Here is a 26,234-nt window from a genome sequence, read left to right as displayed (position 1 = left end):
ATTATAGCTTGTTGGACTGTTTTTCTGACATTGAGGATGATATGAAATTTGAATTAGACCGTACAGACGGAAAAGCGCGCCGTGGCCGCTTGATTTTTGACCGTGGTGTAATAGAAACACCCGCGTTTATGCCTGTAGGTACCTACGGTACTGTTAAAGGTATGACGCCGGATGAAGTAAAAGCAACGGGTGCACAAATTTGCTTAGGGAATACTTTTCACCTAATGCTTCGCCCAGGTACTGAAATCATCAAACAACACGGTGATTTACATGACTTTATGAATTGGGACTTTCCAATTCTAACTGACTCGGGCGGTTTCCAAGTATTCAGCCTTGGTGCTATGCGTAAAATTACCGAAGAAGGGGTGCTGTTTAGTTCACCTGTTAACGGTGAAAAAATTATGATGTCGCCAGAAAAATCAATGGAAGTACAGCGTGATTTAGGATCTGATATTGTTATGATATTTGACGAATGTACGCCGTATCCTGCGACTGAAAAAGAAGCTAAAGACTCTATGGAGTTATCGCTTCGTTGGGCTAAGCGTTCAAAAGAAGGGCATGGCGACAATCCATCTGCGTTATTTGGTATTATTCAAGGTGGTATGTACCCACAATTACGTGCACAATCACAAGCTGGTCTTGAAGAAATTGGTTTTGATGGTTATGCATTAGGTGGCCTATCTGTAGGTGAACCTAAAAACGAAATGATGAATATTCTTGATCATTGTGCGTTTAAAATGCCAGAAGACAAACCTCGTTATTTAATGGGGGTTGGTAAACCTGAAGATTTAGTTGAGTCAGTGCGTCGTGGTATTGATATGTTTGATTGTGTTATGCCAACGCGTAATGCGCGTAACGGTCATTTATTTATTACCACGGGCGTTGTTAAAATTCGTAACGCTGTGCATAAAACAGACACAGGACCATTAGATCCAGAGTGTGATTGCCATACCTGTGGAAACTATTCGCGTGCCTACTTACATCACCTTGATAAGTGTAATGAAATTTTAGGTGCTCGACTAAATACAATTCATAACTTACGTTACTATCAACGTGTTATGGAAGGTTTACGTAACGCGATCAGCGAAGGTAAATTAGAAGAATTTGTACAAGATTTTTATGCTCGCCGAGGCCAAGAAGTGCCAGAGTTGGCTGATATAAAAAATTAAACTTTAAAATTATAGAGGAAGTATCATGAGTTTATTTATTTCAAATGCACAAGCAAGTACTGGCGCAGCAGCTGCCGGCGGCGGAACTATGCAAATGCTAATTATGTTAGCTATTTTTGGTTTAGTTTTTTACTTTTTGATTTATCGTCCACAAGCGAACCGTGTTAAAGAGCACAAAAGCTTGATGAATGCGATGGCAAAAGGTGACGAAGTGCTAACCCAAGGTGGCTTAGTCGGTAAAATCGTTAAGATTTCTGAAGATAAAGATTTCATCGTTATCTCTTTAAATGAACAAGCAGAAGTAACAGTACAAAAATCGTCTGTATCTGCAGTATTGCCAAAAGGCACAATGAAGTCACTATAAAAATAATAAGGACGACCCCGTGTTAAACAAGTTTCCAGTTTGGAAGTATTTACTTGTTTTAGCTGTGGTAGCCATTGGCCTTTTATATGCCTCTCCAAACTTGTATGGTCGCGATCCGGCTATACAAGTTTCAGGTGCTAAAGGCGCTGATGTCGATCTCAGTGTTGTAGACAAAGTAAACGCAATCTTAAAAAAACATAATGTAACCGCTAAATCGACAATACTTGAAGATGGACAAATTTTAGTTCGTTTAAAAAATGTTGAAGAACAGCTAAAAGCGCAAGATTTACTGCGTGACTCGCTAAGTGATGATTATATTTCTGCTATTAATATGGCACCAGCTCAACCGGCTTGGTTAAAAGCGGTGGGTGGTAACCCAATGAAGCTAGGTCTTGATTTAAGTGGTGGTGTACATTTCACCATGGAAATCGATATGGCGACAGCGGTTGATAACCAACTTGAGCAAATGGAACAAGATTTTCGTAGTGATCTGCGCGAAGAAAAATTACGCTACCGCAGTGTTCGCCGTGTAGCTGGCTCAGAGCGTATGCGTGTAGAAATGCGTACGGAGGCCGATAAAGACGCGGCAGAAAACTTCCTGGAGACTCGCTACCCACTAAACGTTTATATTGATGATAGCAGCAACGATAACGCATTTTTTGCGACAATGAGTGAGCAAAAACTCAAAGAAATTCGTGATTACGCTATTAAGCAAAATGAAACGATTATTCGTAACCGTATCAACCAAATTGGTGTTGCAGAACCAAACGTACAGCGCCAAGGTGCTGAGCGTATCATTGTTCAACTGCCAGGTATTCAAGATACAGCCCGCGCTAAAGAAATTTTAGGTGCTACGGCAACGCTCGAATTTCGTGAAGTAGACGAAAACGCAGATGTTAGCGCGGCTGCTCAAGGTCGTATTCCGCCAGGTACTGAAATGATCATGAGTCGTGACGGTTACCCTGTTGTACTTAAAAAACGCATTATCCTAGAAGGCAGCCATATTACTGGTGCGCAATCTGGCGCAGATGAATATCAACGTCCACAAGTAAGTATTTCGCTAGATAGCAAAGGTGGGGCAAAAATGAATGCCTTTACCAAACGCGCTATTGGTAAGCGTATGGCAACGGTATTTATTGAATATAAACCATCAGGTAAAAAAGATGCAGACGGTAAAGCACTTCCACCTATTAAGGTAGAAGAAGTAATAAACGTAGCAACAATTCAAGCTCGCCTTGATCGCTCGTTCCGTATTACAGGTATCGATAACCCTGCTGAAGCGCATAACTTAAGTTTACTACTTCGTGCTGGTGCGCTTGTAGCGCCAATTCAAATTGTTGAAGAACGCACAGTAGGACCAAGCTTAGGGCAAGAAAACATTGAAGCAGGTATGACTGCGGTTGCACTTGGTTTTGCGTTTGTACTGGTGTTTATGCTTGTGTACTACAAAGGCTTTGGTATGGTGGCAAACCTTGCACTTGCGGCTAACTTAGTACTGATTGTAGGTGTTATGTCGTTAATTCCAGATGCCGCGCTTACTTTGCCAGGTATTGCCGGTATTGTACTAACAGTTGGTATGGCTGTTGATGCTAACGTACTTATTTTTGAACGCATTCGTGAAGAGCTGGCCGATGGCCGCAGTCCTCAACAAGCGATTCATTTTGGTTACGATAGTGCATTTAGTACTATTTTTGATGCCAACATCACCACATTAATCGCTGCCATTATATTGTTCGCAGTAGGCACCGGCCCAATAGCAGGCTTTGCGGTTACGCTTGCGATTGGTATTTTAACTTCAATGTTTACAGCTATTGTTGGCACCCGTGCGATAATCAACTTGTTTGTTGGCGGTAAACGCATTGAAAAACTTTCTATTTAAGGAGCAGACATGCAAATTTTAAGTTTGGGTACTCGAACCCTTCGTTTCATGTCTCTTCGAAAAGTGGCTATGGGCTTTTCGACGTTATTAATTTTAGCGTCGTTTGCATCAATTTTTGTTAAAGGCTTAAACTTTGGTTTAGATTTTACCGGCGGTACTGCGGTAGAAGTTGGTTTTTCACAGCCAGCTGATCTTAAAAAAGTACGTGATGCGCTAGCTGATAACGGTTTTGCTGATGCATCGGTACAACTGTTTGGTTCAAGCCAAGAGATTTTGGTTCGATTAGCACCACGCGGCAGTGATGTAAAAGCGGAAGTAATTGGTAACCAAGTAATCGATGCACTTAAAAAAGCAGACGACAGCGTAGTAATGCGCCGTATTGAGTTTGTTGGCCCAAGTGTAGGTGAAGACTTAAAAGAGCAGGGTGGCTTGGCCATGTTAACTGCGCTTATTTGTATCTTGATCTATGTTGCATTTCGCTTTGAATGGCGCTTTGCTGTGGGTGCGGTAGGTGCACTATTACATGATGTTATTATTACTGTAGGTTTGTTTTCTGTATTAGGTTTAGAGTTTGATTTAACTATATTAGCGGCAATCCTTGCGGTAATTGGTTATTCACTTAACGATACTATTGTTGTATCGGACCGTATTCGTGAAAACTTCCGTAAAGTACGCATCGACGATACCGTTGAAATTATTGATATTTCACTTACGCAAACACTTAACCGTACACTTGTAACATCAATCACCACTATTTTAGTATTGATTGCCTTGTTTGCATGGGGCGGACAAACTATCCACGGTTTTGCAACTGCATTGCTGTTTGGTGTGTTTATTGGTACTTATTCTTCAATTTATGTAGCCAGCTCGGTTGCTCTTGCAATGGGCGTAAGCAAAGAAGATTTAATACCAGAAGTAATTGAAAAAGAAGGCGCAGACCAAGACGCTATGCCGTAATGGATTTGTAACTGCTTTATAAAAAAACCGCTCCTTGAGCGGTTTTTTATTGTCTGTTGTTTGGCTATCTGCCATATAACGGTCATACAGGGTTGTTACTTTGTCGCTCTTATCATAATTATAATTGGGCCTAGCAGTGACTGTGCAACGTAAAGTTTTAGAATATATTTTAGATAACGGTGAAATAACCACATTATTCCAACCTATTTTTGATATATCTAATCACACTATTTTAGGCTACGAAGCCCTTAGTCGAGGGCCTAAAAATAGCCCTTTAGAGATGCCAAATAAGCTCTTTGCAGTTGCTCATGAACATGGACTGATTTCTGAACTTGAGTTGTTATGCCGCTCCAAAGCAATCGAAAATTTTGTAAAGTTGGCCTTGCAAGGAAAACTGTTTTTGAATGTAAGCCCTAAAACTTTACTCGATCCGTGCCACCCCAAAGGAGAAACCCTGCACTTAATTGAGCAATTTGGTTTAGCGGCCAATCGCGTAGTGATAGAGGTGACGGAGCAAGAAAAAGTAGACGACGGTTTCTTGTTGTTAAAAACTATAGCGCATTATCGAGAGCTGGGTTTTACCATAGCAATAGACGATCTGGGAGCTGGCTATTCAGGGCTAAAGCAGTGGTCAGAGTTACAGCCCAACTATGTAAAAATAGATCGTTACTTTATAGATTACTGCGATCAAAGTGAGGTTAAAAAAGAGTTTTTAAAATCAATTACCGTGCTGGCTAGAGCAACTAACACCTCCGTGATTGCTGAGGGGATTGAGCGTCCGGAAGAGTTGGCATTAGTCGAGGGTTTAGGTATTAAAAATGTACAAGGTTTTTTACTCGAAAAGCCAAGTCAGCAACCAAGTTACGATTTTAGATCAGAGCAAATACAAGCCCTTACGCTAAAGGAAAAAGATCAATTTGATCAATCTATGGCAATAGGGTTGCTAAACCTCACACAAGCTCAAATTGGCAGTGAAACACGCTGTAAAGATGCTCATAAGCTATTTGAACAGGATAAGTCGATTATTAGTATCGCGGTATTAAACCAGCAAAGTCAGCCTGTGGGGCTACTACACAAGGATCAACTAACCGAAGTGTTTGCGGCACCTTATGGCCATGCGCTTTACGATAAGCGCCCAGTGACAGCCTTAATGGATAAGCATCCATTGGTTGTCGACGAAAATCAAAAACTAGATACGGTGAGCCAGCAAATAACGGAGCAAGATTTTGATATTCGTCGTCATATTGTGATTACACGCAATAATAAGTATTTGGGATTAGCGCCACTTAGAGATATTTTAAAACATATAACAGAAGAAAAAATTCGTCACGCCCAGCATGCTAACCCGTTAACGATGTTACCTGGCAATGTGGCAATAAATGAAACAATCGAGCAGAGATTGCGAAGCAAAGATAAGTTTTCTCTAGCTTACATTGACTTAAACCATTTTAAGCAATTTAATGATTTATATGGCTATGCCAGTGGCGACAGTGTGATCAAGCTGTTAGCGGATGTAACCGTGCAAGCTTGCGCAAACAGTGCTAACTTTGTAGGACATATTGGTGGCGACGACTTTATGGTTGTGTTTGATCAAACCGACGCGGTCGCTATTTGTAATACTATTATTGAACAATTTGAACAGCAGTCGAGAGTGTTCTTTACACCTGAGCATATAAACAATAAAGGGTACTGGGCAACAAATCGCGAAGGCGAAAAGCAATTTGTGCCTTTACTTACTTTATCAATAGGCTTAGTGGAACCTGATTTACAGCAGTGTAAAAATAGTCATCAAGTCGCTGCATTAGCAACGGATGCTAAAAAAGAAGCCAAACGATATCGCCATAGCTATCTTTTTATATGTAAACGCAGAAGGCCAGCCCCCGCAGTAGTGCGCTTAACAACTAATAAAAGGGCGATTTAAAACCATAGGTGATAACTAAAATGATAACTATGTTGCCATTGAAGTATTTAATTAGTGCGATAAGTTTATTTGCGTGTAGCGCGATAGCAAACGAGGTTAATATTGTACATATTGCACAAGAGCAGCGTGAGCAATATGTTCCTGACGATTACTTGAAAAAACTACTCAGCAAAGCGCTCGTCAGCGCACAGTATCCTGCAGATATTCGAAGTGTATTTATTCACCCTCACCAGCAACGGATTTTAATTGCGCTTGATACAGAAAAATTAGATTTATATTGGAGTATGAGCAGCCCGGAGCGAGAATCATTAGCTATAGCGATTAAAATACCTTTATTTAAAGGCTACATAGGCAAAAGGGCATTACTGGCCAGTAAAGACAGCTTGGCTAGTTTTAAAGGTGTTAATACCATAGAGCAGCTTAGCAAGCTTTCTGCTGTGCAAGGGCATGATTGGCCTGATACCAAAATAATGGAATTCAATGGCTTGCATGTAAGGCCACTTGCAAATTATCAAGCGATGTTTACTTTAACCAGCAGTGGGCGTATCGATTATTTTCCGCGTTCATTTATAGAGGTGCATTCTGACCTTGCGGCTAACAAGCAAAGCAACCTCTCAATTGTACCTAATCTTTTCATAAGCTATCCAACTGGATGTTATTTCTTTGTATCAAAGCGTAAACCAGAGCTTGCAGAGGCAATTGAAAAAGGATTAAAAATAATGCAAAAAAATGGAGAGTTTGATGCGTTGTTTAATGAGTACTTTGCCAAAGAGATAAATAACTTGCCTTACAGTAAAGCTGATACTGTTGAAATTAAACTCGACAACCCTTATTTTTAGGCACAAAAAAAGGAGCCCAAGCTCCTTTTTAACATGCTATTAAACGCATTAAATTAGCGAAGTAACGACTCAGTTAATACTGGACGAATTTCACGAATAATTGCTTGAGTGAGTTTTGGCGAACCACAGATGATATTGCCACTGTGGTTATAGTTATTGCCACCAGCGAAATCTACAACCATACCGCCCGCTTCTTTAACCATTAGTTCGCCCGCAGCAGAGTTCCACGGTTTTAAACCAATTTCAAAAAATCCATCAACACGACCCGCTGCAACATATGCCATATCTAAAGCAGAACAACCCGCACGACGAATGTCTGCAGTGTGAACAAATAATGCTTTAAACGCTTCGGTGTATGCATCCATGTGGTTTTTGTTTTTGAAAGGGAAACCAGTCGCGAGTACAGTGCCTGCAAGAACCGTAGTTTTGCTAACACGTAAGCGTTTGCTATTAAGTTGAGTACCTTGACCGCGAGATGCAGTGAAAAGTTCACCACGAATTGGATCATAGATAACAGCTTGGTCTAAACGACCTTTAACTTTAAGTGCGATAGAAACCGCATAATGAGGGATGCCTTTGATGAAATTAGTTGTTCCATCGATAGGATCTACAATCCATTGGTAATCATCATCCTTGCCTTTATGCTCACCTAATTCTTCACCAACAATAGAGTGAGTAGGGTAAGACTGTAAAATAGTGTCACGAATTACGGCTTCGGCTTCTTTATCAATGTTAGTTACTAAGTCGTTAGCGCCTTTTTGTTGCACTTCAACTTTTGATAAATCTTCACTTGCGCGAAGTAAAATTTTGCCTGCGTTGCGCGCAGCGCGAACCGCAATGTTTAACATTGGATGCATGGAGTTACCTTTGGGTTGTAAAAGAACGTTTATATATTTCAGCCGGCGTATTTTAGCGACTTTTGACATAAAGTAAACAATAAACCCCAAATACTTATGTTTGTTTTTTATACAACATTGAAAGTTTAGCGTATTTATTAAAATATTTAGAGGGGATGCTGCTTTTAAAATAAAAAACTAAAAATAACACTTTACCTAAAGTTAGCTTGAGGTTTTATCGTGTGCCTAAATTAATAAACAGGAACACATTATGTATTTAGAGCACGTTAATTTAGTCGCTAATAATATTGAGAGCATGCTTAAATTTTATCAAGCCGTCTTTCCGAATTGGTCAATTAGAAGTGAAGGCGAGGGTACTTGGTATGGAAAGCCCAGACGCTGGGTACACTTTGGCGATGACACCCATTACATAGCAATAAGCGATCATGGTGAAGGTGAAAACAGAAACCTATCGGGTCATCAGGTGGGTTTTGCGCACTTTGCTTATGTAACTAATAACCTAGATGAGGTAATAATACGTTTAAATAAAGCAGGCTTTGTAATAAGTAAGGATGGCAGTGACAACCCATTTAGAAAAAACGTCTACTTTGTTGATCCGGCGGGTTTTGAAGTAGAGTTTGTCGAGTATTTAAGTGATATCCCCAGTGAAAGAAATAATGATTTGTAGCTTTATACTAAGCACCGTAAATTACGGTGCTTAAACATACTCAATATTATTGACGATTATTACCAGCTCCCAGCTGGGTTTTTAGCTCATTAGCAAAACTTATAAATTTTTCTTTTATGGTGCGTTTAATTTTTACTTCAACAGAGCCTAACACTGCTCTTCCTTCAATATGAATAGTGGGTCCTTGGCGCTTATTGAGCGATACCGATTTATTTTCAAGGCTACTTAAAATACAAAACATTTTAGACACTACGTTTACATGCTCCGGTACGTAAATTTCATCGCTGCCAAAAATACAATTAACGTGAATAGTCACATTTTGATGAGCAAAAATAGCGTCAGTAAAATCAAGTACCACCGAACCCATAAAATTGCTTAGATAAATATTTTTTGGCACAACCCATTGGCCACTTCGCTCGTTAGAGCCCAAGATGCTGCGTAGCGTAAAGTCATCATCACTGTTTTGCTGTGCACTGTAGTGTGGTGTGAACTGCGATTGTTTTTCGGCTTTGTATTGCTGATCGGTATTAAGTGTTAAATCTTCTACTAAGGCGAGTAGGGCTTCGTTATTAGATGCATCCATCGCTTTATCTAAGCGCCTTTCAAATGCATCAACAGAAATAATTCCATGACTGTAATTATAAATTAATTGATCAATGACTTGTTCGCGCACTTGCTCTATTGGACGGTCTTCAACTTTTACAGACATGGGCATTCCTTATTATATTCGCTATTAATATTGCTCTTGTTAGTTTGATTGCAAATCATATACCACTTATAAGTACTTTAATTATCAATGGGTTAATTTTTAACTCGTTTTTTTATTTCGTTATATTAACGATAGATTAACCAAAACAGCAATTATCTAGCTAATTTTACTATTTGAGAAAGTTTTACCGATAAGTCTGTAAATACTGGCATAGCCATAATCAAATTATTATCAGCATTAAGCTTAACTCATTGATTTTTAATATTAAATAAAGTTGGCCTAAAGTTCGCATTAATAAAAGTGTCTTTAATCAAAAGGAGAAAGATTATGAAAACATTTAACAAATCTATTATCGCGGCTTTAGTTCTTGGTTCTACGGCTATGAGTGCCCAAGCAAACAGCTGGGAAAACGAAAGTAAAGATGCTTGGATTGATGGTAAGGCAGAAACAGTTCTTCTTATGAACACTAATCTAAACAACTTTGACATTAATACAGATGTAAAAAATGGCAAGGTAGTACTTACAGGTAAAGTTGATAGCGAAGTAGAAAAAGAGCTAGCAGAAGAACTTGTACTTAGCCTAGACGGCGTATCTGGTGTTGACAACAGCCTTACAGTTGTTAAAAATATGGATACTAAACACACAGACAAAGACATGATGAACGATGATGATAACGACTTAACTGACGCTAAAATCACCACAGTAATCACAACGCGTTTCCTGTTTGACTCAGAAGTGGGCGGAACAGATATTGACGTTGATACCGACAACGGTATAGTAACCCTTAATGGTTCTGTAGAATCTGAAGCTGAAAAACAGCTAGCAGTTAAAATCGCTAAAAATGCTGAAGATGTTCGTGACGTAGTTGATGAGTTAACTATCGTTGCTGAATAACACAGTGTAGCTAAAACCCAGCATTGCTGGGTTTTACGTTTTTTATACCAATAACATTAAATCAGTGAGCTATTTAATGCTATAGAAAGGTCATATTTTTAATGAAATTGGTATTAATACTTAATTTAAATGGAGTTTTATCGTGGATATCATTCGTATAATATTATCTGTTTTATTGCCGCCGCTGGGTGTGTTTTTACAGGTAGGCTTAGGTTTACATTTTTGGTTAAATATTTTACTAACCTTGTTAGGCTATTTCCCAGGACTGATACATGCAATTTATATTATTGCTAAAAAGTAATACTGTTCAACCCGCTGCATAAGTCGCTGTGACTTGAAAATGACGATTTTTAAGTTTAGAGGTAAATTGAATTTATCAGCGGGTCGTAATTTTAATCAGTCCACACCTTCACCGTTCGCTCTAAGTTTTGTAAATTTAATATTTACACCCACCGAAAGTTTACTATTTAAGCAGTTAGCTTACTGATTGTTAAAATAAATGTTTTTGGTAGTGACAAGCCCCTAAAAAGTTTTTATACTGCAGTCCACTTTAGTCACTCAGGTGATTAAACGTTTCAAAATTAACTGTTTCAGTTATATAAAGTTGGCCCCTTAGCTCAGTTGGTTAGAGCACACGACTCATAATCGTTAGGTCCCCAGTTCGAGTCTGGGAGGGGCCACCACTTTTAAAAGCTTTCCAAGTAAATACCTACTAACCAAAATTACCTTGTGCTACTTTTCACTATAGCAGATGCATTAAAGCTTACTATTTTGAATACGAGACAGACGGTGATCCCCCCTAGAAATAATAGATTTGGAACTGATTTTTAAGTGAATCAAAGGTTACAAGCTGACTTTAAAAGTAATACGCTGAGTGGCTTTACAGCCACAAACCAGAAATTCAATCTCTGCACGAAGGTAGGAAAGTAAAACCTAACTCCACATCAGTTGCTTTTCTTAGTCTGAAGGGGGAAAAGGAGCTTCTTGATAGTAATGAAAAAAGGAAATAGACTTAAAATTTGCAAGACTTAACGAAACAAAAGTGCTTTTTAACGGGCTGAGTTTGTATCTAAGTAATTTCAGATTTAAAGTGACCTAGCTCTTGAGACGCAGTTTCAAGAGCTATTTGCCTAATTATCCCTAACTTTTGCAGCTCAGTCTGTACCACTTCGGTCTAAGTCCATGACCGCCATTAGAAAAAATAGTGCGCTATTAGTCGTTCTTTAAAATGAGCATGACCATTTACTTCAAATCTCTCAAATGCTTACGCTGTTGCTATTATGTATCACTCTTCTTTACTAGCTTATCTAAATCACCAATTAATGAGACTAGCTTGTTGTAAGAGTGATGATTTGTTTGTTTGTAATCTTCAAATTTGCCTTCATTTTTCACTCTCTCAGTTTTATTTGTCTCACTGCTATTTTCTAGTGTTTTAAGTAATACATTATCAATAATGCGAATATTACTTTCGCTGGTTGTTTTTTCGGCGAATTTTGTTTTCAGTTCATATTGAGATAGCAGCGGATTTTTTTGATAGGTTTTTTTATCAATATCTACTTTATTACTTTGTCCTACTTCAACTAATTCACCATTTTGGGCGGCGGCATTGATTTCATACTCTTCTTTTTTATTGTAGTGATCTGGCCGATCAAGTTGATAATCAAGGTGAGTATTTGCAGTCTTGCTTTGATTAACTTCATTTGAGTTGCCAGATTTATTCAGCTCGGTGCTTTGCTTTAATTCAACAGCACTCGTAGAAGACGTTTTGTTAGCTTTAGAAAATTCAAATTTAGCATCAAAATCGGCTAATTTAGAAATACCAGTGCCTAAGGCGTTGGTTTGTTCTTGGTTAATATCTTTATTACGAGGATCCTTTATAATTATTTTATCGACTAAGTCTGCGACTATGTCTTGTCCATTAGTAAATTGTTCCTTGGCAATTGACTCTATACTGCTATATTGCTCTGCTGCTGTAGACATGCTACTAAAAGCGTCTTTAAATAAAGCAAAGCCTTTGCGCATGTTCATGTCACTTTGGCGACCAAATATTGATTCATTATCCTTACTATTGCCTTTACTATTTTGGCGATTATCTTCCAAATTTTTATCTAAAGTACTAAGGTATTGCTGCATTTGTTGGTCATCTTTGTTGCCAAAAATAGACATGTCTAACGCGAAGTTTATTTTTTCAGCCCCATTTGATGATTCAAATACAAGCCCTTGTTGCTCTTTACTAATGTTATAACTAAGAGAAAGAGCGTCATTTTCATACTTAGTGTTTTTATTATCGTCTTTATTATCATGTGTTTTTGAAAACGATACATCAAAGCCTGATAGCTGCTGACTATTAAAATCGGCTAAAAAAGTCATGTCAATCTTATCTAAAGAGTCATCGCCGTATTTTGATGTTTTTGTAAGGCTGAAGTAATCATCGGCCATTTTACCGACTCCAGAAAGCACTTCGGTGAGTGCCTTATGCTCAGCTTCGGATAAATCGCCTTCAACTTCATAGTTAAGAATCGTTTCATTTTCTTCTATAGAATTATTCTTTGAATAATCAATAGAGATGCGGACAGTGTCACCTTCTAGTGTTTTTACTGATAACTGAAGTTTCGATTCCTCATATTTTTCTTCATCTTTTTTATAGGCCTGGACTGTTTCTTCGATGCTTTTTTTACTTTTGGCTAGAAAGGATTTTTGCTCATGACCTAATTGCCCAAGCCCAAGTAAAATATCACTTGTATTGGTATAGGCTGTATTTACATCTCGTACTGATTTATCTAGATAAGCGAGTAGATCATCACTGTTTTTATTTTGCGTTAAGCCTTCTTGGTAATTGGTGAATATTGTTTTGGTGGTAAGTTCTTCATTAGACAGTTTATACGTGGAAGACGCTTGTTGAGTCGATTGAGGTATTAATTTAGAAAGCTCTTGATGCAGTAGCTGCTCAACTTTTTCTTGGCTGAATTTGCTAAGGAGTTCTTCTGTTATTTCTGGTGCAATACTTTGCAATTCATCCGTGAGTGCGTACTCTGAATTACTGTTTGCTTGCGTCATTTTTGCAATTGAACTCGGCATTCCATTAAATATATTAATCATAATCATTCCTTAACTCTGAATTTATATTAGCCTATGTATCGGCCAGTAAATTTAAAACTTTAACCTAGAGCGTATTAATCTTTGGTGGTTGAATTTGCAGCAGCGTGTTTGGTGTTTAAGTAAGACAGAGCCTATGATGTGTGGTTGCTCACCATAAATAGGCGATAACGCAGGAGCAGTTACCGAGCCCACTAGGTTACAAACCTCACGGCGCGATTAAATCGCCCCTAGATTGAATGAATTTTAATCCACAAAGGCCAACACGCCCTAACAAGATATAAACTTTACAGCTAAGGCGTATTGATGTTGATGATTAAATTTGACACAAATTTTGAGGTGAAAGTTAATCTTAAATAATTAACCTGAGCTCTGGTTAAGAGATTTACTAACGCATTGAATTATAGTGATATTTAAATTTATTTTCTCTAGCCAGATATTTTCAGTGAAAACAAGGTGAATTTACACGTCAATAGCGGGCCTATTGCAAGTAAATTCAACGCAGTTAGCGCTGAGAATAGCTGCTCGAGATGGATTTATTATCCAGAGTTGAGGTTAATTAACTAAACTATTTTTTTCAGTCCTAAATCTGTCTTAGTCTTATAATAAACAGATTGTTATGTAATAATTTTTTGAATCACTTTTACTGTTAATTATTTCTTAAATTCTCAAAGATGATATCCTGTTTGAGTCACACTTAAATACATAGAGCATACTCGATACAATAATGATTAATAACCAATTCTATATAGCAGGGAACCTGTGAAAATACCAAAACGCCTACAACCTCTCGTTGATGATGGTTTAATTGATGAGGTTATCAGCCGATTAATGAGCGGCAAAGAAGCCGATGTTTTTGTTGTTCGCTGTGGCGAGCATATTCGTTGCGCTAAAGTTTATAAAGATGCTGTTAAACGTAGTTTTAAAAAAGCAGCCCAGTACCAAGAAGGGCGAAAAGTTCGTGGTGGTCGCCAAGCCCGTGCTATGGGGAAGCGTTCAAGCTATGGTCGACAGTTAGAGGAAGAGATTTGGCAAAATGCTGAAATTGATGCCTTATCACGTTTAGCTAATGCGGGTGTACGAGTTCCAGAAACATATTGTTGTATGGATGGTGTGCTAATTATGGAGTTGGTTTCTGATGATGCTGGCGATGTTGCACCTCAACTTGGCCATGTAACGTTGACGCAAGAAGAAGCGATTGCACAACATAAGTTAATGATGCACTACATTATGTTGATGTTGTGTGCGGGCATTATACATGGTGATTTATCTGAATTTAATGTTTTAGTTGATGATAAAGGGCCCGTTATTATAGATTTACCGCAAGCGGTTAATGCCTCTGCAAACAATAGTGCTGAGGCTATGTTTGCCAGAGATGTAAATAATATGCGCCGTTATTACGGTGAATTTGCACCGGCTTTGTTACATACACAATACGCTAAAGAAATGTGGGCGTTATTTGAAGAAGCTAATTTAACACCTAATTCTATACTTACTGGCGAGTTTGAAGACGATAGTGAAAATGCTGACGTTGATTCTGTTTTAGAAGAAATTCAAGCGGCCAGAGAAGAAGAAATAGAACGATTGGAGCGTATTAACGGCTCCGATGATGATGAATAAACTAGGTTTTTTTGATGCTTTAGGATTAATTTTTTAAATTTGCTCTACTTTTTTTGGATCACAGCGTTTAGCTAAACGCTGTGATCCAAAGAGTGCTTTGTACAGTGCCAATCCGCAATAATACTTAATCATTTTGAGGTGCCAAATTTGGCGCTAACTGCGTTAAAATTTCCTCATTTAGAACAACTAAATAACAAAGTTTTTGCCTTGCCATCGACACGTTTTACTACCTAAAAAATAGAACACTTAATTAAGTGAATGAGTATAACAAACTAATTTTTACGATATATCTCATGCTCAATATCATAAATAATTACGCTTAAGCTGTCTGATTCTCTGCAATAGGTTTTTAAGCACGAAAGTAAGCGCTCGCTTAACATTTGTTTTTGTTCTATGGAACGTCCAGCCATTATGTGCGCTGCAATATGAATAAACCCTTCTTTACCTGCACCTAGTTGATATTGCTGATAAGCAATGGCACGTGTTTTTATGGTTTCTAAATCAAACAAACCACTTTCGAAAGTGGTGCTATGGATTTTTTCTACCAGAACTTGTGGCAAAACAGGGAGGTCTTCTGAGTGTTCAATAATAATGTGCGGCATTTAGACGTTTCCTATTGTGTATTACAGCATGGGTTAATTGTATCAATACAACAGGGCTTACTAAACCCTGAGTTATTTAAAATCTTTGCTTTAAACTAATTTAGTCGTATTAATTTTTGATGTTAGTATAAAAGCCAATAAGTGAACCCTTGCTTATTTAGGTTGGCACTCAATTGTCGATATATTGATTAAGGATATGTATGAAACTACTACAAAAAATTAAACATTTGACTGTACTTGTGGGGGCTGTTGTTGCCTTAAGTGCTTGCTCTGATGATGTCGCATCGGTAAGTCTAGGGTTATTTACGACTAAAGATGTTGTAGTCAACTCTCAGCAAGATCCAATCATTAAAGGGGTTACGTGCCATATTAGCCATATAGAAGCTGATTTGGATTTTTCTGATCCGTCAGATATGTCTATTGCGTGTCGTCAAACCGGACCGATTACCGCAGATCAACTTCAAGCAATTGATCGTAGTAAGTCGGGCGAGGTTGTATTTAAATCATCTAAAAGTATTCTATTTAAATCGTTAAAAGTACGTCGTATTTACGATGCTAAAAATCGTACTTTATTGTATTTATCGTATTCAACTAAAGAATCAAGTGGTAGTCATCACCATGCGCTATCGACAGTACCGCTTTATAACACCAAAGCGTGGGACTGGGCACTTGAACAAGAATAATTATACCAATTGCATTAAATGAGTGATCTATTATAGCGCGAAGAAAATAACACAATAACAAGGCGGAAATTGTGACATATAGTTGTTCTATATGAATAATTTTCAACGCAGTTAGTGAGTTATTTAATGCGATAGAATGATCATGTTTTTAATAAAATTGGTATTAAACTAAAATTAAAAGAGCACATTATGTTAGCTTTATTTAAATCAGCACCATTATTAGAAGCGCAAGAGCAGCAATGGCTTATTGATACGTTTATTTGGGCTGTCGAAAATTTTGATGTTGAGTTTTTTACTAAACAAACCCAAATTGTATTGCCAACAGCTGCGTTTTTTCCAGATTCGGTATCAAGTATTGAAGAAATGGCGACGAATGTTTTTACTCGCGTTACTAATTACGCGGGTATGAGCGCATGGCCGATTCAGCTTGTTGCGCCGCAGCAATTACAACCACAGGTTTTTCCACATTTTGAATTTAGCGATAAAATACGTGGCGAAGGCAGCCATTTAATTGTGCCACCGAGCCATATGGTGAGCGTTTCTTTTAATCCAAATCAGATTAACCAGCCGCAGGATTTAGTGGCAAGTTATGCAGGTACATTGGCCACTATACTTATTCATCATGTTGGCGTGTTACCGCCAGGCGGTAAAGAGTACTTACCACAAGCGGCTGATGCACTTGCTTGTTTTTTAGGGTTTGGCGTGATGATGAGCAACACTGTGTATCAGTTTAAAGGCGGTTGCGGCTCGTGCTATAACCCATACGCTAATCGTGAAGCTAAATTAAGTGAAACTCATACTGTGTTTATGCATGCACTTGTTAGTTACTTTAAAAAAGATAAAAATTCTAAAAAACATTTAAAGCCACATCTGCGCAGTCAATTTAAAAAAGCTCAAAAAGAAATTAAAGAATTAGTACATAACTCGGCTAATCCGCTGCTATTAGCATATTCGCCAAACTAGTAAGGGTGCTTGTGGATTACTTAGATGAGTTTTTACTGATTGTTATTGCCCATTTTTTTGCTGTAGCAAGCCCAGGTCCCGACTTTGCTGTAGTACTTAAGCAAAGTGTTCAACAAGGTCGGCGTAACGCATTGTGGACAAGCGCAGGTGTTGGCGCTGCTATTTTACTGCACATTGCATATTGTGTTTTAGGTGTTGCGCTTATTTTAACGCAATCACCTAGTTTGTTTATGGCGTTGAAATATGTAGCGGGTGCCTATTTAGCTTACTTGGGCGTACAAGCGCTTAAAGCGGCAAAACCGCCTGCAAGCGCTGAAGATGAGGTTGAAAACAAAATAGTTCAAGAAGAACCAGTGTGGCTTGCCTTCAGACGCGGATTTTTAACAAATGCGTTAAACCCAAAAGCAACGCTGTTTTTTATGTCGTTATTTACGCTAGTGATTAGCCCAACCACACCGACTAGCGTGCAGGTAGGTTACGGTGTGTACATGGCGCTGGCTACATGGGCGTGGTTTTCAATGCTTTCAATGGTGCTTTCTAAGGCGAGTGTAAGAGAGTTTTTCCAACAGCGTGGCTACTGGTTTGACCGTGGAATTGGCGTTATTTTAATTGCTCTGGCGATACGTGTTGTTATTTAACCTGAACTCTGGTTAAGATATTTACTAATGTATTGAATCATAATGATATTTAAATTTATTTTTCTCTAGCCAGAGATTTTCAGTGAAAACAAGGCGAATTTACGCATCAATAGCGGGCCTATTGTAAGTAAATTCAACATAGTTAGCGCTGAAAATAGCTGCTTGAGATAGATTTATTATCCAGAGTTCAGGTTATTTAACTTATTTAAAAAGCGCAGGAGATAACATGCCGCTCTATAATTTTTCGTTTGGCTCTAATATGTCATCTAATCGTTTATTAGCGCGTTTACCTAATGCTAAACGAGTTGGAACAGCGGTTCTTAAAGGATATGAACTTACGTTTGACATGTTATTTAAAGATGGCTCAGGTAAGTGCAGTATTTGCCCAAGCGCTAAAAAAGATGAACTAGTTTATGGTGTTATTTATGAGATTAGTGATGCCGAAAAAATCATTTTAGATGGCATTGAAGGCGCCGGCTACGACTGCGTAGATATAACCCCAACGCTATTAACAGGTGAAACAATAAACGCACATTGTTATATAGCAAATACGCACGACAGCGATGTGCTCCCATATGACTGGTACATAAAGCATGTTCATCGCGGAGCACTTGAAGCCGGCGTACCAAAAGCATACAGTGATGCTATATTAAATCGTCCACAAAAAAGCGATACCAATCAAGCACGCGCAGCCCTTGAGTTTGCCGTACATCAACAATAATAAATAGGATTGATATGAAATTAACCCAACTAGCCACAATTGCTTTATTAGCTGGCACTGCCTTTAATAGCTTGGCACAAGTAGACACCGACAAAATTGATAACGTGATCAAGGCGTCAATGGCGCGTTTTGACGTGCCTGGAATGGCGGTGGCTATCGTTGAAAACGATAAAGTGATATTTGCTAAAGGCTTTGGTATCGTTAATCTTGAGACCAATAAAAAAGTAAATAAAGACACCTTATTTGGTATTGCTTCAAACACGAAAGCGTTTACTTCCGCTGCACTGGCTAAGCTGGTTGATGAAGGTAAATTAAGTTGGGACGACCGCGTTATTGACCGCTTACCAGAATTTAGGTTGTACGACTCATATGTAACACGCGAAATGCGTATTCGTGATTTATTAAGCCATCGCAGTGGGCTCGGGCTTGGGCAAGGCGATTTAATGATTTGGCCAAGCACGGATAAGCCCGTTGATGAAATTTTAGCTGGATTAAAATATTTAAAACCTGCGAGCAGCTTTCGTAGTAAATATGCTTATAACAATTTGATGTTTGTTACCGCAGGCGAAGTGGTTGCACGTGTATCGGGTATGAGCTGGAACGATTACATCGAAAAAAACATTTTACAGCCACTGCATATGGATAATTCACGCGCCGGCTTTTCACGTATTCCAAAAAGTAACACTAACTGGGCAACAGGCCATATTCCTATGGATGGCATGCTTCATCCATTTTTTGTGAACTACCTTGAGGACTTTAGAGGCGCAGGCGCAATTGCATCAAGCGTAAGCGACATGAGCCAATGGCTTCGTACGCAATTAGCAGGCGGTAAAATGCCAAATGGCGAGCAGCTCTTTAGTGAGCAACAGCAAACGCAAATGTGGCATCCACATATTACGTCTATTGCATCTAAAAGTGCGTTTGAATCATATCATCAGCAATTTAGAGGCTATGGGTTAGGTTGGAGTATTGAAGACTACCATGGCTTTAAAAAGTTAGGTCACGGTGGTGGTATTTTAGGAATGGTATCGCAAGTAACTCTGCTACCAGAGAAAAAACTCGGTATTGTTATTTTATCTAACCAACAAGCTTTTAGCGCGCTTTCGGCGGTTACACACGAAGTGCTAGAAGACGCACTTAACCTTGAAGATAAAGATTGGGTTGAAGACTTAGCTAAAAAACACTTTGAAGGAAAACAAAAAGCGTACGCTAATGCATCCCCAGAAGCGCCCGCTGATTATCAGCCACAATTACCAAATATTAATTACACGGGAACATTACATGATGATTGGTATGGCGACGTCATTGTTGAGCAGTTAGATGGCAAATTACGGATTGATTTTACACACACTAAACGCTTAAAAGGCACGCTTGAGCATTACACGGGCAATACATTCATTGTTAAATGGGACGAAAAATTGCTAGAAGCTGATGCGTTCATAACTTTTGATATGGACACAAAAAATAGAGTTAACGGCGCTAAAATGCGCGCAGTATCAACAGCGGTTACCGACTTTAGCTTTGACTTTAGAAACCTACAGCTAAAAGCAAAATAGTAATTTAATCTCGCTATACACCAAAGTCGCAAAGCCACTCGTCGGTGGCTTTGCTATATTAAGTTTTTACACCTTGTAAGGGACTTTTTATGCGTACCGCTGTTATTTCTCATCCTCATTGCCGTAAGCATAAAATGATAGACGACCACCCCGAGTGCCCTGAGCGTCTAGATGCTATAACCGACCGGTTACTTGCCAGTGGTGTAGATGTTGGCTTAACGCATTTGCAAGCTCCTAAAGCAGCGCGAGAGCATTATTTACTTGCCCATGACGAAGCACTTGTTAAACACGTAGAAACCACACTCCCAACCGAGGGGCTCGCTAATTTAGATGGTGATACTTGGTTATGCCCCGATTCGTTTAAAGCAATTGAGCGTGCAGTAGGTGCAGGGGTGTTAGCGGTTGATGAAATACTTGCGGATAAGCTAGATGCCGCTTTTTGTTCGGTGCGCCCACCAGGTCATCATGCTAATAGAGAGTCATCCTCAGGATTTTGTGTGTTTAATAACTTAGCTATTGCCGTTAAGTATGCACAAAGCAAAGGAGTTAAGCGCATTGCGATTGCTGACTTTGATGTACACCACGGTAATGGCACACAAGATATTTTTATAGATGATGAAAATGTGTTGCTTTGTTCGTTATTTCAGCATCCTTTTTACCCTAATACGGCAGTAAAAAATAATAATCACATAGTTAATTCACCGCTGCCAATAGCCAGTAATGGCGACGATTTAAAAGACGTGTTTACTCAGCAATGGCTAGTAAAATTAAAGGCGTTTAAACCCGAATTACTTTTTATTAGCGCAGGGTTTGATGCTCACTTAGAAGATGACATGGCAAGCCTAAAGTTTGTTGAAGATGACTACATTTGGCTTACCGAGCAATTATGTGAAGTAACAAAAGAAAGTGGCTGTAAAGGGGTTATATCGTATCTTGAAGGTGGCTATGCGCTATCAGCGTTGGGTAGAAGTGCTGTAGCGCATATAAAAGTGCTTACTGAGATTTAATTGTGCCGCGTTTTATAGCTCAAGTAAGTTAAATGCCTGCTCAACGGTCAGGGTCGTTATTTTACTTAAACAACAATGCCCTTCATTTAATAAGTAACTTGTTGTGATTACAGCAAGTTGCTCTGCGCTTAACGGCTCTCGCGGTGTATTGTCTAAAGTGCAGTACTCACCACATTTATTAAGTATAACCACATCAGCTAAATCGTTTGTTGTAACACTGTGCAAGTGCTCTTCACGCTCTTTTTGTGTGTGCGCTATTTCAAGCTCGTTATAAACAATAAGCAACTGTGGAAATTGATTAAGCATTTAGCCTACCGTTACTTCGTAAGACGTAAATTTACGAATGTTAATAACGCCTTTTTCGAAAATTAAGTACTGGCCTTTAATACCTTGTAGAACACCACTGACAACGGGGTCTTTATCAAAGTTAAATGAGCTGATTTTTGTTGGATATTCGGTGACTGGAAAGCCTAAATCAACCACATCTTCATCTAATTGCTCTATCGCTGTTGCACCAAATAACTCGCTTAGTTCGTTGAGTTTTTCACTAATTTGTGGAATTAACTCAGCCGCTGCTGCTTTTAAATCAAGTGCTTCGTTTTGGCCTTTTAACATATTGCGCCAATTGGTTTTATCAGCAATAAATTCAGCCAGTGCCACTTCAACTAAGCCTGATTGCAGGCGAGTTTGTACTTTGAAAATAGGCAATGCTTGAGTTGCACCTTGATCAACCCAGCGGGTAGGTATTTGTGTATGACGAGTAATACCGACTTTGAGTCCTGAGGTATTGGCAAGATACACATAGTGCGGGATCATGCAGTTTTCTTCGCCCCACTGTGGCTCTCGGCATGTACCTTGATCGTAATGACAGGTTTCTGGTTTCATTATGCACATATCGCAGCTAGCGAGCTTGCGCATACAGACAAAACAGTGACCTTGAGAATAGCTTTTTTTAGTTTTTTTACCGCAGCTAGAACACAAAATAGTGCCGCTAAAGGTAAGTGTAAGCTCTTTGCCTATTAGTGCATTTAAGTCTACTAAGTGCTCACCTACGGGTAAGTGGTACTGTACTGGTTCGGTTAAGCTCGATTTTAATTTACGCAGTGTGCCTTGCATCTTTACTTGGCCCCTAAAGATGTTAAAAAGAGGAGTCTAACATTTTTAAGCTATATTGGCTTTTTAAGAAATGTAAATAATCAGTGTAAGGCAGTGCTTTGGCATATAAATAACCTTGAGCGTAGTTAGCGTTCATGTCTTTAAGTAAATGATGAGTTTCTTGGGTTTCAACCCCTTCAATAGTGATTGATAAACCCAAGTTGTGCGCCATATCAATGGCTGTTTGTACAATAACCTGATGAGTTGGGTTGTTAGGTAGGTCAAAAACAAATGATTTATCTATTTTTAGTTCACTAAAGTGATAATTAATTAAATAGCTCAATGACGCGTAACCCGTACCAAAGTCATCTAAAACCACTTTAATACCCAATGCGCCTAGGTCATCAACTAATTTAATGAGGGCATCTTGACTATCTACAAAAGCTGATTCGGTCAGCTCAAATTTAAGTAAACGTGCAGGTATTTGATATTTAATTAAAATGTTTTCTACTTTTTCAGCTAAATTATTGATAGCTAAATTTTTAGCGCTTAGGTTTACGCTTATGGTGTGCTCAGGGTAGCCATTTTTTGTAAGCCCAACAATATCTCTACAGGCCTGCTCGATAACCCATAAAGTTAACTCGTTAATAATCCCAGTGTGTTCGGCAAGAGTAATTAGCTCTTCTATAGATAAACTGCTAAATGCAGGATCGGGCCAGCGTAATAAAGCTTCAGCCCCACTTACTTGATTATCAAATAAGTTAACTTGTGGCTGATAGTACAGTGCGAGTTGATTATTATTTATTGCTTGTTGCAATTTAGCCGCTAAAGATACATCCATCATTAGGTTACTGCCGTTTGAGGATGAACCTATCTGATTTAGGCTGTTTTTGGCGTTTTTAAGTGCCAAATAACCACGCTTTAACCAATATTCGAAATCGTTATTTTGAGCAGCAGAGCTAATGCCTATACTGTAATTAAGTTGCAGATTAAGCCCTTTAATTTCATATTGCTTAGGCAGATTATTAATTATCTTTATCAGTAGCGCTTCTAAGGTTTCTTGATTTTGTGTTTTAGTTGAAATACAGGCAAATACACCGCTATTCAGATCAGCCAATCGAGGGCTTGTATTTAAATTTGTCTCAAGGATTACAAATTGACGTTCGTGGCTTAATTCGAGTTCAAGCTGTTTCGCTACATGTTTTGCCAGTGCATAACCTTGAGAAGGGGTAATAATGGTATTGAGCGAATTGAAGTGGCGTATTTTTATTAAACACAAAGTGGTAGAGCGTTCTTGGCCTTGTAATGCCATAAATGCGTGTTTTAGCTTTGAGCTATTAAGTAGCTTAGTTTGTTGAGTGTGTGTGGCGTGGTAGAGTGCTCGTTCACGTTGATAACGCACTCGATCGGCTAATGCCATTGCCATCAATATCACTTCACATAGTATGGCGACTAAAAAAGCATGGCGTGTAGTAAAGCTATAAGATAAAAGTCCAGTGAGCTCCATTGGCTGTATTGCAGCACCAAATATTAAAGGTATCCACGAAAGCACATAAAACTTAGCCCATCTAAATCCAGTACGTAGTTTTTTATAAATTAAAATAACACAGACAATATAAAGCACGCCCATCACGCAAAAGAAGATGGGTGCTGATATGTTCTCAGGAATGAATAAGCTACTTATTGCTAATATAAACATAGCGTAAAGTAACGATATGCCCATTTTATAACGCCAGCACTTATCTTTGTGGTAGCGTAAAAACATAATGCAAAAAGACAGTGTAAAAAAAGAGATCGCGTAGTTAGTAAATATAACTTTTTCGTGAATAAATAATTGCCACTCTAAAGGCCATAAGTAGAAACCAAAGCCCAGTACTGCTCCCATCATGGTTATTGCACTAATAATATAACCAATATAAATGAGGTAAACACGGTCTTTTATGCCAAAATAAAGAACCAAGTTATAAAGCGCTGCCATCAGCAAAACGCCCACAAAAATCCCCCAAATACCCGTTTGCGAACGCACTAAATCGATAAATTCTTTGTCACGATATAAGTTAACAGGCGTTTTACTTATACCGATAGTGTCTATTTTTAGAATCAATCGTTGTGATGTTCTACTATCTAACGAAAAACGAATATGCGGTACGCTGTATTGAAATAATGAAAGTAACTCTTCCTTATCGCCGAGCCTGAAAGTATTAATAATTTCATTGTTTTTTGTTAGGTGATATATAGTGAGGTGATCGACCATAGGATTGTCAAAATGAGCAACTATATTTTCTTTTTTTAAGCTCTTATTTTCTAAGTCAAGAAATAGCCAATAATTTTGCTGTGCAAAGCTCCAAGGTATTTCAGAGAATGAATCATGAATAAGAAGATTTGGTTGGCTCACTATATCGTTAAGTGTAAGTGTTTTTTTCTCATCAATGTAATACGCATAATCGAGGTACACCGGTGCCGTTTTATCAATTGTATATCGAGTAGGCATTACAAGGTTTGATGTCAATGTACTGATAATAAAAAATATAAATATCAGAATGGCAACAGCAATTGCATTGTAGCGTAAAGTTCTTAGTTCCAATATTTGCGCACTTTTAAAGACCTTTTAAATAGTGTAGCACTAAAAAAGCGCAGGTAAGCTGCGCTTTTTTAGTTTAATTAACTCATTACACCAATAAGTTTTACTCGTGGGAAGCCTATTGCTCGCGGGCAATGGCACGGTAAGCAATATCTGTACGATATTCCATACCATCCCAGCTAATTTGTTTAACAAGCTCATAGGCGCGTTGCTGCGCTTCAGTAACTGTATTACCGAGTGCTGTTGCGCATAATACGCGACCGCCTGCGGTTACAACGTCACTGCCATTTTGCTTAGTACCGGCATGAAATACTTTTTCGCCTGCGGGGTAATCAACTTGCAGCCCCGAAATAACATCACCTTTTGGGTAATCACTAGGATAACCTTTAGCGGCAAGTACGACGCCAACGGCTGCGCGTGAGTCAAACTCAATCGTTGTTTTATCAAGTTCTACACGGTTAGCTGCTTCAATCAATTCAACAAGATCTGACTGCAAACGTAGCATCATTGGTTGAGTTTCAGGGTCGCCGAAGCGACAATTGTACTCAATTACTTTAGGAGTGCCTGTTTCGTCAATCATCAAACCTGCGTATAAAAAACCTGTGTACGGATGGCCTTCGCTTGCCATGCCTTCTACTGTAGGGGTGATCACTTCGTTCATAATACGCTGGTGGATTTCATCAGTAACAACAGGCGCAGGTGAGTATGCACCCATGCCACCCGTATTAGGACCCGCATCGCCATTGTAAGCGCGTTTATGGTCCTGACTGGTAGCAAAGGGTAATACGTTTTTGCCATCAACCATAACTATGAAAGAGGCTTCTTCACCGTCTAAAAATTCTTCAATAACAACACGGCTTCCTGCATCACCAAACGCATTACCCGCAAGCATATCGCGAATAGCATCTTCAGCTTCACGCTCGTCCATGGCTACAATTACGCCTTTACCCGCAGCCAAACCATCTGCTTTTACAACTATTGGCGCGCCTTTTTCTTTTAAATAAGCAAGGGCAGGGTCAATTTGTTCAAACGTTTGATAGTCGCCTGTCGGGATTTTATGACGTGCTAAAAAGTCTTTAGTAAACGATTTAGAGCCTTCGAGCTGAGCTGCGCCCGCAGTAGGGCCAAAAATAGCCATGTTATGTTCACGAAACTTATCAACAACACCCAGTACTAACGGTATTTCTGGACCTACAATTGTAAGCTCTACTTTATTTTGCTGTGCAAAACTAAGTAAACCCTCTAAGTCGTCAACGTTGATTGCTACGTTTTCAAGTTTAGGTTCAAGTGCGGTGCCTGCATTACCAGGGGCTACAAATACAGTGTTTACTTTGATGTTTTGAGCGGCTTTGAACGCAAGCGCGTGTTCGCGGCCGCCGCTGCCAATGACTAAAACATTCATGGCGAAAATTCCTA

General features: G+C 38.9%; 24 protein-coding genes and 1 tRNA gene. 17 read left to right on the top strand and 8 right to left on the bottom strand.

Annotation, left to right across the window (positions count from 1 at the left end):
• Window positions 1-41 precede the first annotated feature (41 nt).
• From tgt to PALI_RS03475, 6 genes are all read left to right on the top strand, one after another.
• Window positions 42-1,169, top strand: a complete 1,128-nt coding sequence (gene tgt / locus PALI_RS03500; RefSeq protein WP_193154926.1) for a tRNA guanosine(34) transglycosylase Tgt — start codon at window positions 42-44, stop codon at window positions 1,167-1,169.
• A gap of 25 nt (window positions 1,170-1,194) precedes the next feature.
• The gene (gene yajC / locus PALI_RS03495) at window positions 1,195-1,533 is read left to right on the top strand and encodes a preprotein translocase subunit YajC (RefSeq protein ID WP_007375993.1); all 339 of its coding nucleotides are present in this window, start codon (window positions 1,195-1,197) and stop codon (window positions 1,531-1,533) included.
• A 19-nt stretch (window positions 1,534-1,552) separates the two neighbouring features.
• On the top strand, window positions 1,553-3,412 hold the full coding sequence (gene secD, locus PALI_RS03490) for a protein translocase subunit SecD (protein ID WP_193154925.1): 1,860 nt from the start codon (window positions 1,553-1,555) through the stop codon (window positions 3,410-3,412).
• Window positions 3,413-3,421: 9 nt separating this feature from the next.
• Window positions 3,422-4,369, top strand: a complete 948-nt coding sequence (gene secF / locus PALI_RS03485) for a protein translocase subunit SecF (RefSeq protein ID WP_138584115.1) — start codon at window positions 3,422-3,424, stop codon at window positions 4,367-4,369.
• Between the two features lie 136 nt (window positions 4,370-4,505).
• Entirely contained in the window at window positions 4,506-6,290 is a 1,785-nt protein-coding gene (locus PALI_RS03480) for a bifunctional diguanylate cyclase/phosphodiesterase (protein ID WP_138584116.1), read from the top strand.
• Window positions 6,291-6,319: 29 nt separating this feature from the next.
• On the top strand, window positions 6,320-7,129 hold the full coding sequence (locus PALI_RS03475) for a substrate-binding periplasmic protein (protein WP_138584126.1): 810 nt from the start codon (window positions 6,320-6,322) through the stop codon (window positions 7,127-7,129).
• A gap of 53 nt (window positions 7,130-7,182) precedes the next feature.
• Here PALI_RS03475 and suhB read toward each other — a convergent pair whose 3' ends face one another.
• Window positions 7,183-7,986, bottom strand: a complete 804-nt coding sequence (suhB, locus tag PALI_RS03470) for an inositol-1-monophosphatase (RefSeq protein ID WP_002957826.1) — start codon at window positions 7,984-7,986, stop codon at window positions 7,183-7,185.
• Between the two features lie 250 nt (window positions 7,987-8,236).
• Between suhB and PALI_RS03465 the strand changes: the two genes are divergently transcribed.
• Window positions 8,237-8,653 (top strand): VOC family protein, encoded by a 417-nt coding sequence (locus PALI_RS03465; protein WP_138584117.1) that lies wholly within the window; start codon window positions 8,237-8,239, stop codon window positions 8,651-8,653.
• 46 nt (window positions 8,654-8,699) lie between these two features.
• Here the strand turns inward: PALI_RS03465 and PALI_RS03460 are convergent, their stop codons facing one another.
• Window positions 8,700-9,362 (bottom strand): LiaF domain-containing protein, encoded by a 663-nt coding sequence (locus PALI_RS03460; RefSeq protein WP_138584118.1) that lies wholly within the window; start codon window positions 9,360-9,362, stop codon window positions 8,700-8,702.
• Between the two features lie 327 nt (window positions 9,363-9,689).
• On the opposite strand from PALI_RS03460, the gene PALI_RS03455 reads away from it, so the two are divergent.
• The 3 genes from PALI_RS03455 to PALI_RS03445 all read left to right on the top strand — a co-directional run bounded on the left by PALI_RS03455 (window position 9,690) and on the right by PALI_RS03445 (window position 10,939).
• Entirely contained in the window at window positions 9,690-10,256 is a 567-nt protein-coding gene (locus PALI_RS03455) for a BON domain-containing protein (protein ID WP_138584119.1), read from the top strand.
• Window positions 10,257-10,398: 142 nt separating this feature from the next.
• Window positions 10,399-10,557, top strand: coding sequence for a YqaE/Pmp3 family membrane protein (locus tag PALI_RS03450; RefSeq protein WP_008166086.1), 159 nt, complete (start codon window positions 10,399-10,401; stop codon window positions 10,555-10,557).
• A gap of 305 nt (window positions 10,558-10,862) precedes the next feature.
• Window positions 10,863-10,939, top strand: a tRNA-Ile gene (locus PALI_RS03445).
• A 595-nt stretch (window positions 10,940-11,534) separates the two neighbouring features.
• On the opposite strand, the gene PALI_RS03440 is transcribed toward PALI_RS03445, so the two are convergent.
• Window positions 11,535-13,355: a hypothetical protein gene (locus PALI_RS03440; protein ID WP_193154924.1), complete on the bottom strand. Its 1,821-nt coding sequence runs from the start codon at window positions 13,353-13,355 to the stop codon at window positions 11,535-11,537.
• A gap of 759 nt (window positions 13,356-14,114) precedes the next feature.
• Between PALI_RS03440 and PALI_RS03435 the strand changes: the two genes are divergently transcribed.
• Entirely contained in the window at window positions 14,115-14,972 is an 858-nt protein-coding gene (locus tag PALI_RS03435; RefSeq protein WP_193154923.1) for a PA4780 family RIO1-like protein kinase, read from the top strand.
• Between the two features lie 272 nt (window positions 14,973-15,244).
• Here PALI_RS03435 and PALI_RS03430 read toward each other — a convergent pair whose 3' ends face one another.
• Window positions 15,245-15,574, bottom strand: a complete 330-nt coding sequence (locus PALI_RS03430) for a 5-carboxymethyl-2-hydroxymuconate Delta-isomerase (RefSeq protein ID WP_077536859.1) — start codon at window positions 15,572-15,574, stop codon at window positions 15,245-15,247.
• Between the two features lie 200 nt (window positions 15,575-15,774).
• On the opposite strand from PALI_RS03430, the gene PALI_RS03425 reads away from it, so the two are divergent.
• The 6 genes from PALI_RS03425 (at window position 15,775) to PALI_RS03400 (ending at window position 21,142) form a co-directional block, all read left to right on the top strand.
• Entirely contained in the window at window positions 15,775-16,257 is a 483-nt protein-coding gene (locus PALI_RS03425; RefSeq protein WP_077536860.1) for a CreA family protein, read from the top strand.
• A gap of 189 nt (window positions 16,258-16,446) precedes the next feature.
• Window positions 16,447-17,220 (top strand): hypothetical protein, encoded by a 774-nt coding sequence (locus PALI_RS03420; protein ID WP_077536861.1) that lies wholly within the window; start codon window positions 16,447-16,449, stop codon window positions 17,218-17,220.
• Between the two features lie 11 nt (window positions 17,221-17,231).
• Window positions 17,232-17,858, top strand: coding sequence for a LysE family translocator (locus tag PALI_RS03415; protein ID WP_138586870.1), 627 nt, complete (start codon window positions 17,232-17,234; stop codon window positions 17,856-17,858).
• Between the two features lie 226 nt (window positions 17,859-18,084).
• Window positions 18,085-18,579 carry a gamma-glutamylcyclotransferase family protein gene (locus tag PALI_RS03410; RefSeq protein ID WP_138586627.1) on the top strand — a complete coding sequence of 165 codons (495 nt, stop codon included), beginning with the start codon at window positions 18,085-18,087 and terminating at the stop codon, window positions 18,577-18,579.
• A 14-nt stretch (window positions 18,580-18,593) separates the two neighbouring features.
• Entirely contained in the window at window positions 18,594-20,135 is a 1,542-nt protein-coding gene (locus tag PALI_RS03405; protein ID WP_193154922.1) for a serine hydrolase, read from the top strand.
• 89 nt (window positions 20,136-20,224) lie between these two features.
• Entirely contained in the window at window positions 20,225-21,142 is a 918-nt protein-coding gene (locus PALI_RS03400) for a histone deacetylase family protein (protein WP_193154921.1), read from the top strand.
• Between the two features lie 12 nt (window positions 21,143-21,154).
• Here the strand turns inward: PALI_RS03400 and PALI_RS03395 are convergent, their stop codons facing one another.
• The 4 genes from PALI_RS03395 to purD form a co-directional block, all read right to left on the bottom strand.
• A complete protein-coding gene (locus PALI_RS03395) occupies window positions 21,155-21,448 on the bottom strand; it encodes a DUF4144 family protein (RefSeq protein WP_077536866.1) in 294 nt (97 codons plus the stop codon).
• Window positions 21,449-22,258, bottom strand: coding sequence for a DUF2797 domain-containing protein (locus PALI_RS03390; RefSeq protein ID WP_193154920.1), 810 nt, complete (start codon window positions 22,256-22,258; stop codon window positions 21,449-21,451).
• Between the two features lie 22 nt (window positions 22,259-22,280).
• Complete coding sequence (locus tag PALI_RS03385; protein WP_193154919.1) at window positions 22,281-24,821, bottom strand: EAL domain-containing protein; 2,541 nt, start codon at window positions 24,819-24,821, stop codon at window positions 22,281-22,283.
• Between the two features lie 115 nt (window positions 24,822-24,936).
• Entirely contained in the window at window positions 24,937-26,220 is a 1,284-nt protein-coding gene (gene purD / locus PALI_RS03380) for a phosphoribosylamine--glycine ligase (protein WP_193154918.1), read from the bottom strand.
• Window positions 26,221-26,234 lie beyond the last annotated feature (14 nt).

The sequence above is a fragment of the Pseudoalteromonas aliena SW19 genome (assembly GCF_014905615.1).
In the GTDB taxonomy this organism is placed as follows: domain Bacteria; phylum Pseudomonadota; class Gammaproteobacteria; order Enterobacterales; family Alteromonadaceae; genus Pseudoalteromonas; species Pseudoalteromonas aliena.
This window is presented reverse-complemented; position numbering and strand designations above follow the sequence as displayed.

Excerpts from the sequence above, each read along its gene's own strand:
- PALI_RS03440 (WP_193154924.1), bottom strand. The coding sequence starts at position 13,355 with ATGATTAATATATTTAATGGAATGCCGAGTTCAATTGCAAAAATGACG.
- PALI_RS03465 (WP_138584117.1), top strand. The coding sequence starts at position 8,237 with ATGTATTTAGAGCACGTTAATTTAGTCGCTAATAATATTGAGAGCATG.
- suhB (WP_002957826.1), bottom strand. The coding sequence starts at position 7,986 with ATGCATCCAATGTTAAACATTGCGGTTCGCGCTGCGCGCAACGCAGGC.
- PALI_RS03430 (WP_077536859.1), bottom strand. The coding sequence starts at position 15,574 with ATGCCGCACATTATTATTGAACACTCAGAAGACCTCCCTGTTTTGCCA.
- PALI_RS03475 (WP_138584126.1), top strand. The coding sequence starts at position 6,320 with ATGTTGCCATTGAAGTATTTAATTAGTGCGATAAGTTTATTTGCGTGT.
- PALI_RS03420 (WP_077536861.1), top strand. The coding sequence starts at position 16,447 with ATGTTAGCTTTATTTAAATCAGCACCATTATTAGAAGCGCAAGAGCAG.
- PALI_RS03460 (WP_138584118.1), bottom strand. The coding sequence starts at position 9,362 with ATGTCTGTAAAAGTTGAAGACCGTCCAATAGAGCAAGTGCGCGAACAA.
- PALI_RS03395 (WP_077536866.1), bottom strand. The coding sequence starts at position 21,448 with ATGCTTAATCAATTTCCACAGTTGCTTATTGTTTATAACGAGCTTGAA.
- secF (WP_138584115.1), top strand. The coding sequence starts at position 3,422 with ATGCAAATTTTAAGTTTGGGTACTCGAACCCTTCGTTTCATGTCTCTT.
- PALI_RS03425 (WP_077536860.1), top strand. The coding sequence starts at position 15,775 with ATGAAACTACTACAAAAAATTAAACATTTGACTGTACTTGTGGGGGCT.
- PALI_RS03400 (WP_193154921.1), top strand. The coding sequence starts at position 20,225 with ATGCGTACCGCTGTTATTTCTCATCCTCATTGCCGTAAGCATAAAATG.
- PALI_RS03405 (WP_193154922.1), top strand. The coding sequence starts at position 18,594 with ATGAAATTAACCCAACTAGCCACAATTGCTTTATTAGCTGGCACTGCC.
- tgt (WP_193154926.1), top strand. The coding sequence starts at position 42 with ATGAAATTTGAATTAGACCGTACAGACGGAAAAGCGCGCCGTGGCCGC.
- purD (WP_193154918.1), bottom strand. The coding sequence starts at position 26,220 with ATGAATGTTTTAGTCATTGGCAGCGGCGGCCGCGAACACGCGCTTGCG.
- yajC (WP_007375993.1), top strand. The coding sequence starts at position 1,195 with ATGAGTTTATTTATTTCAAATGCACAAGCAAGTACTGGCGCAGCAGCT.
- PALI_RS03390 (WP_193154920.1), bottom strand. The coding sequence starts at position 22,258 with ATGCAAGGCACACTGCGTAAATTAAAATCGAGCTTAACCGAACCAGTA.
- PALI_RS03410 (WP_138586627.1), top strand. The coding sequence starts at position 18,085 with ATGCCGCTCTATAATTTTTCGTTTGGCTCTAATATGTCATCTAATCGT.
- PALI_RS03455 (WP_138584119.1), top strand. The coding sequence starts at position 9,690 with ATGAAAACATTTAACAAATCTATTATCGCGGCTTTAGTTCTTGGTTCT.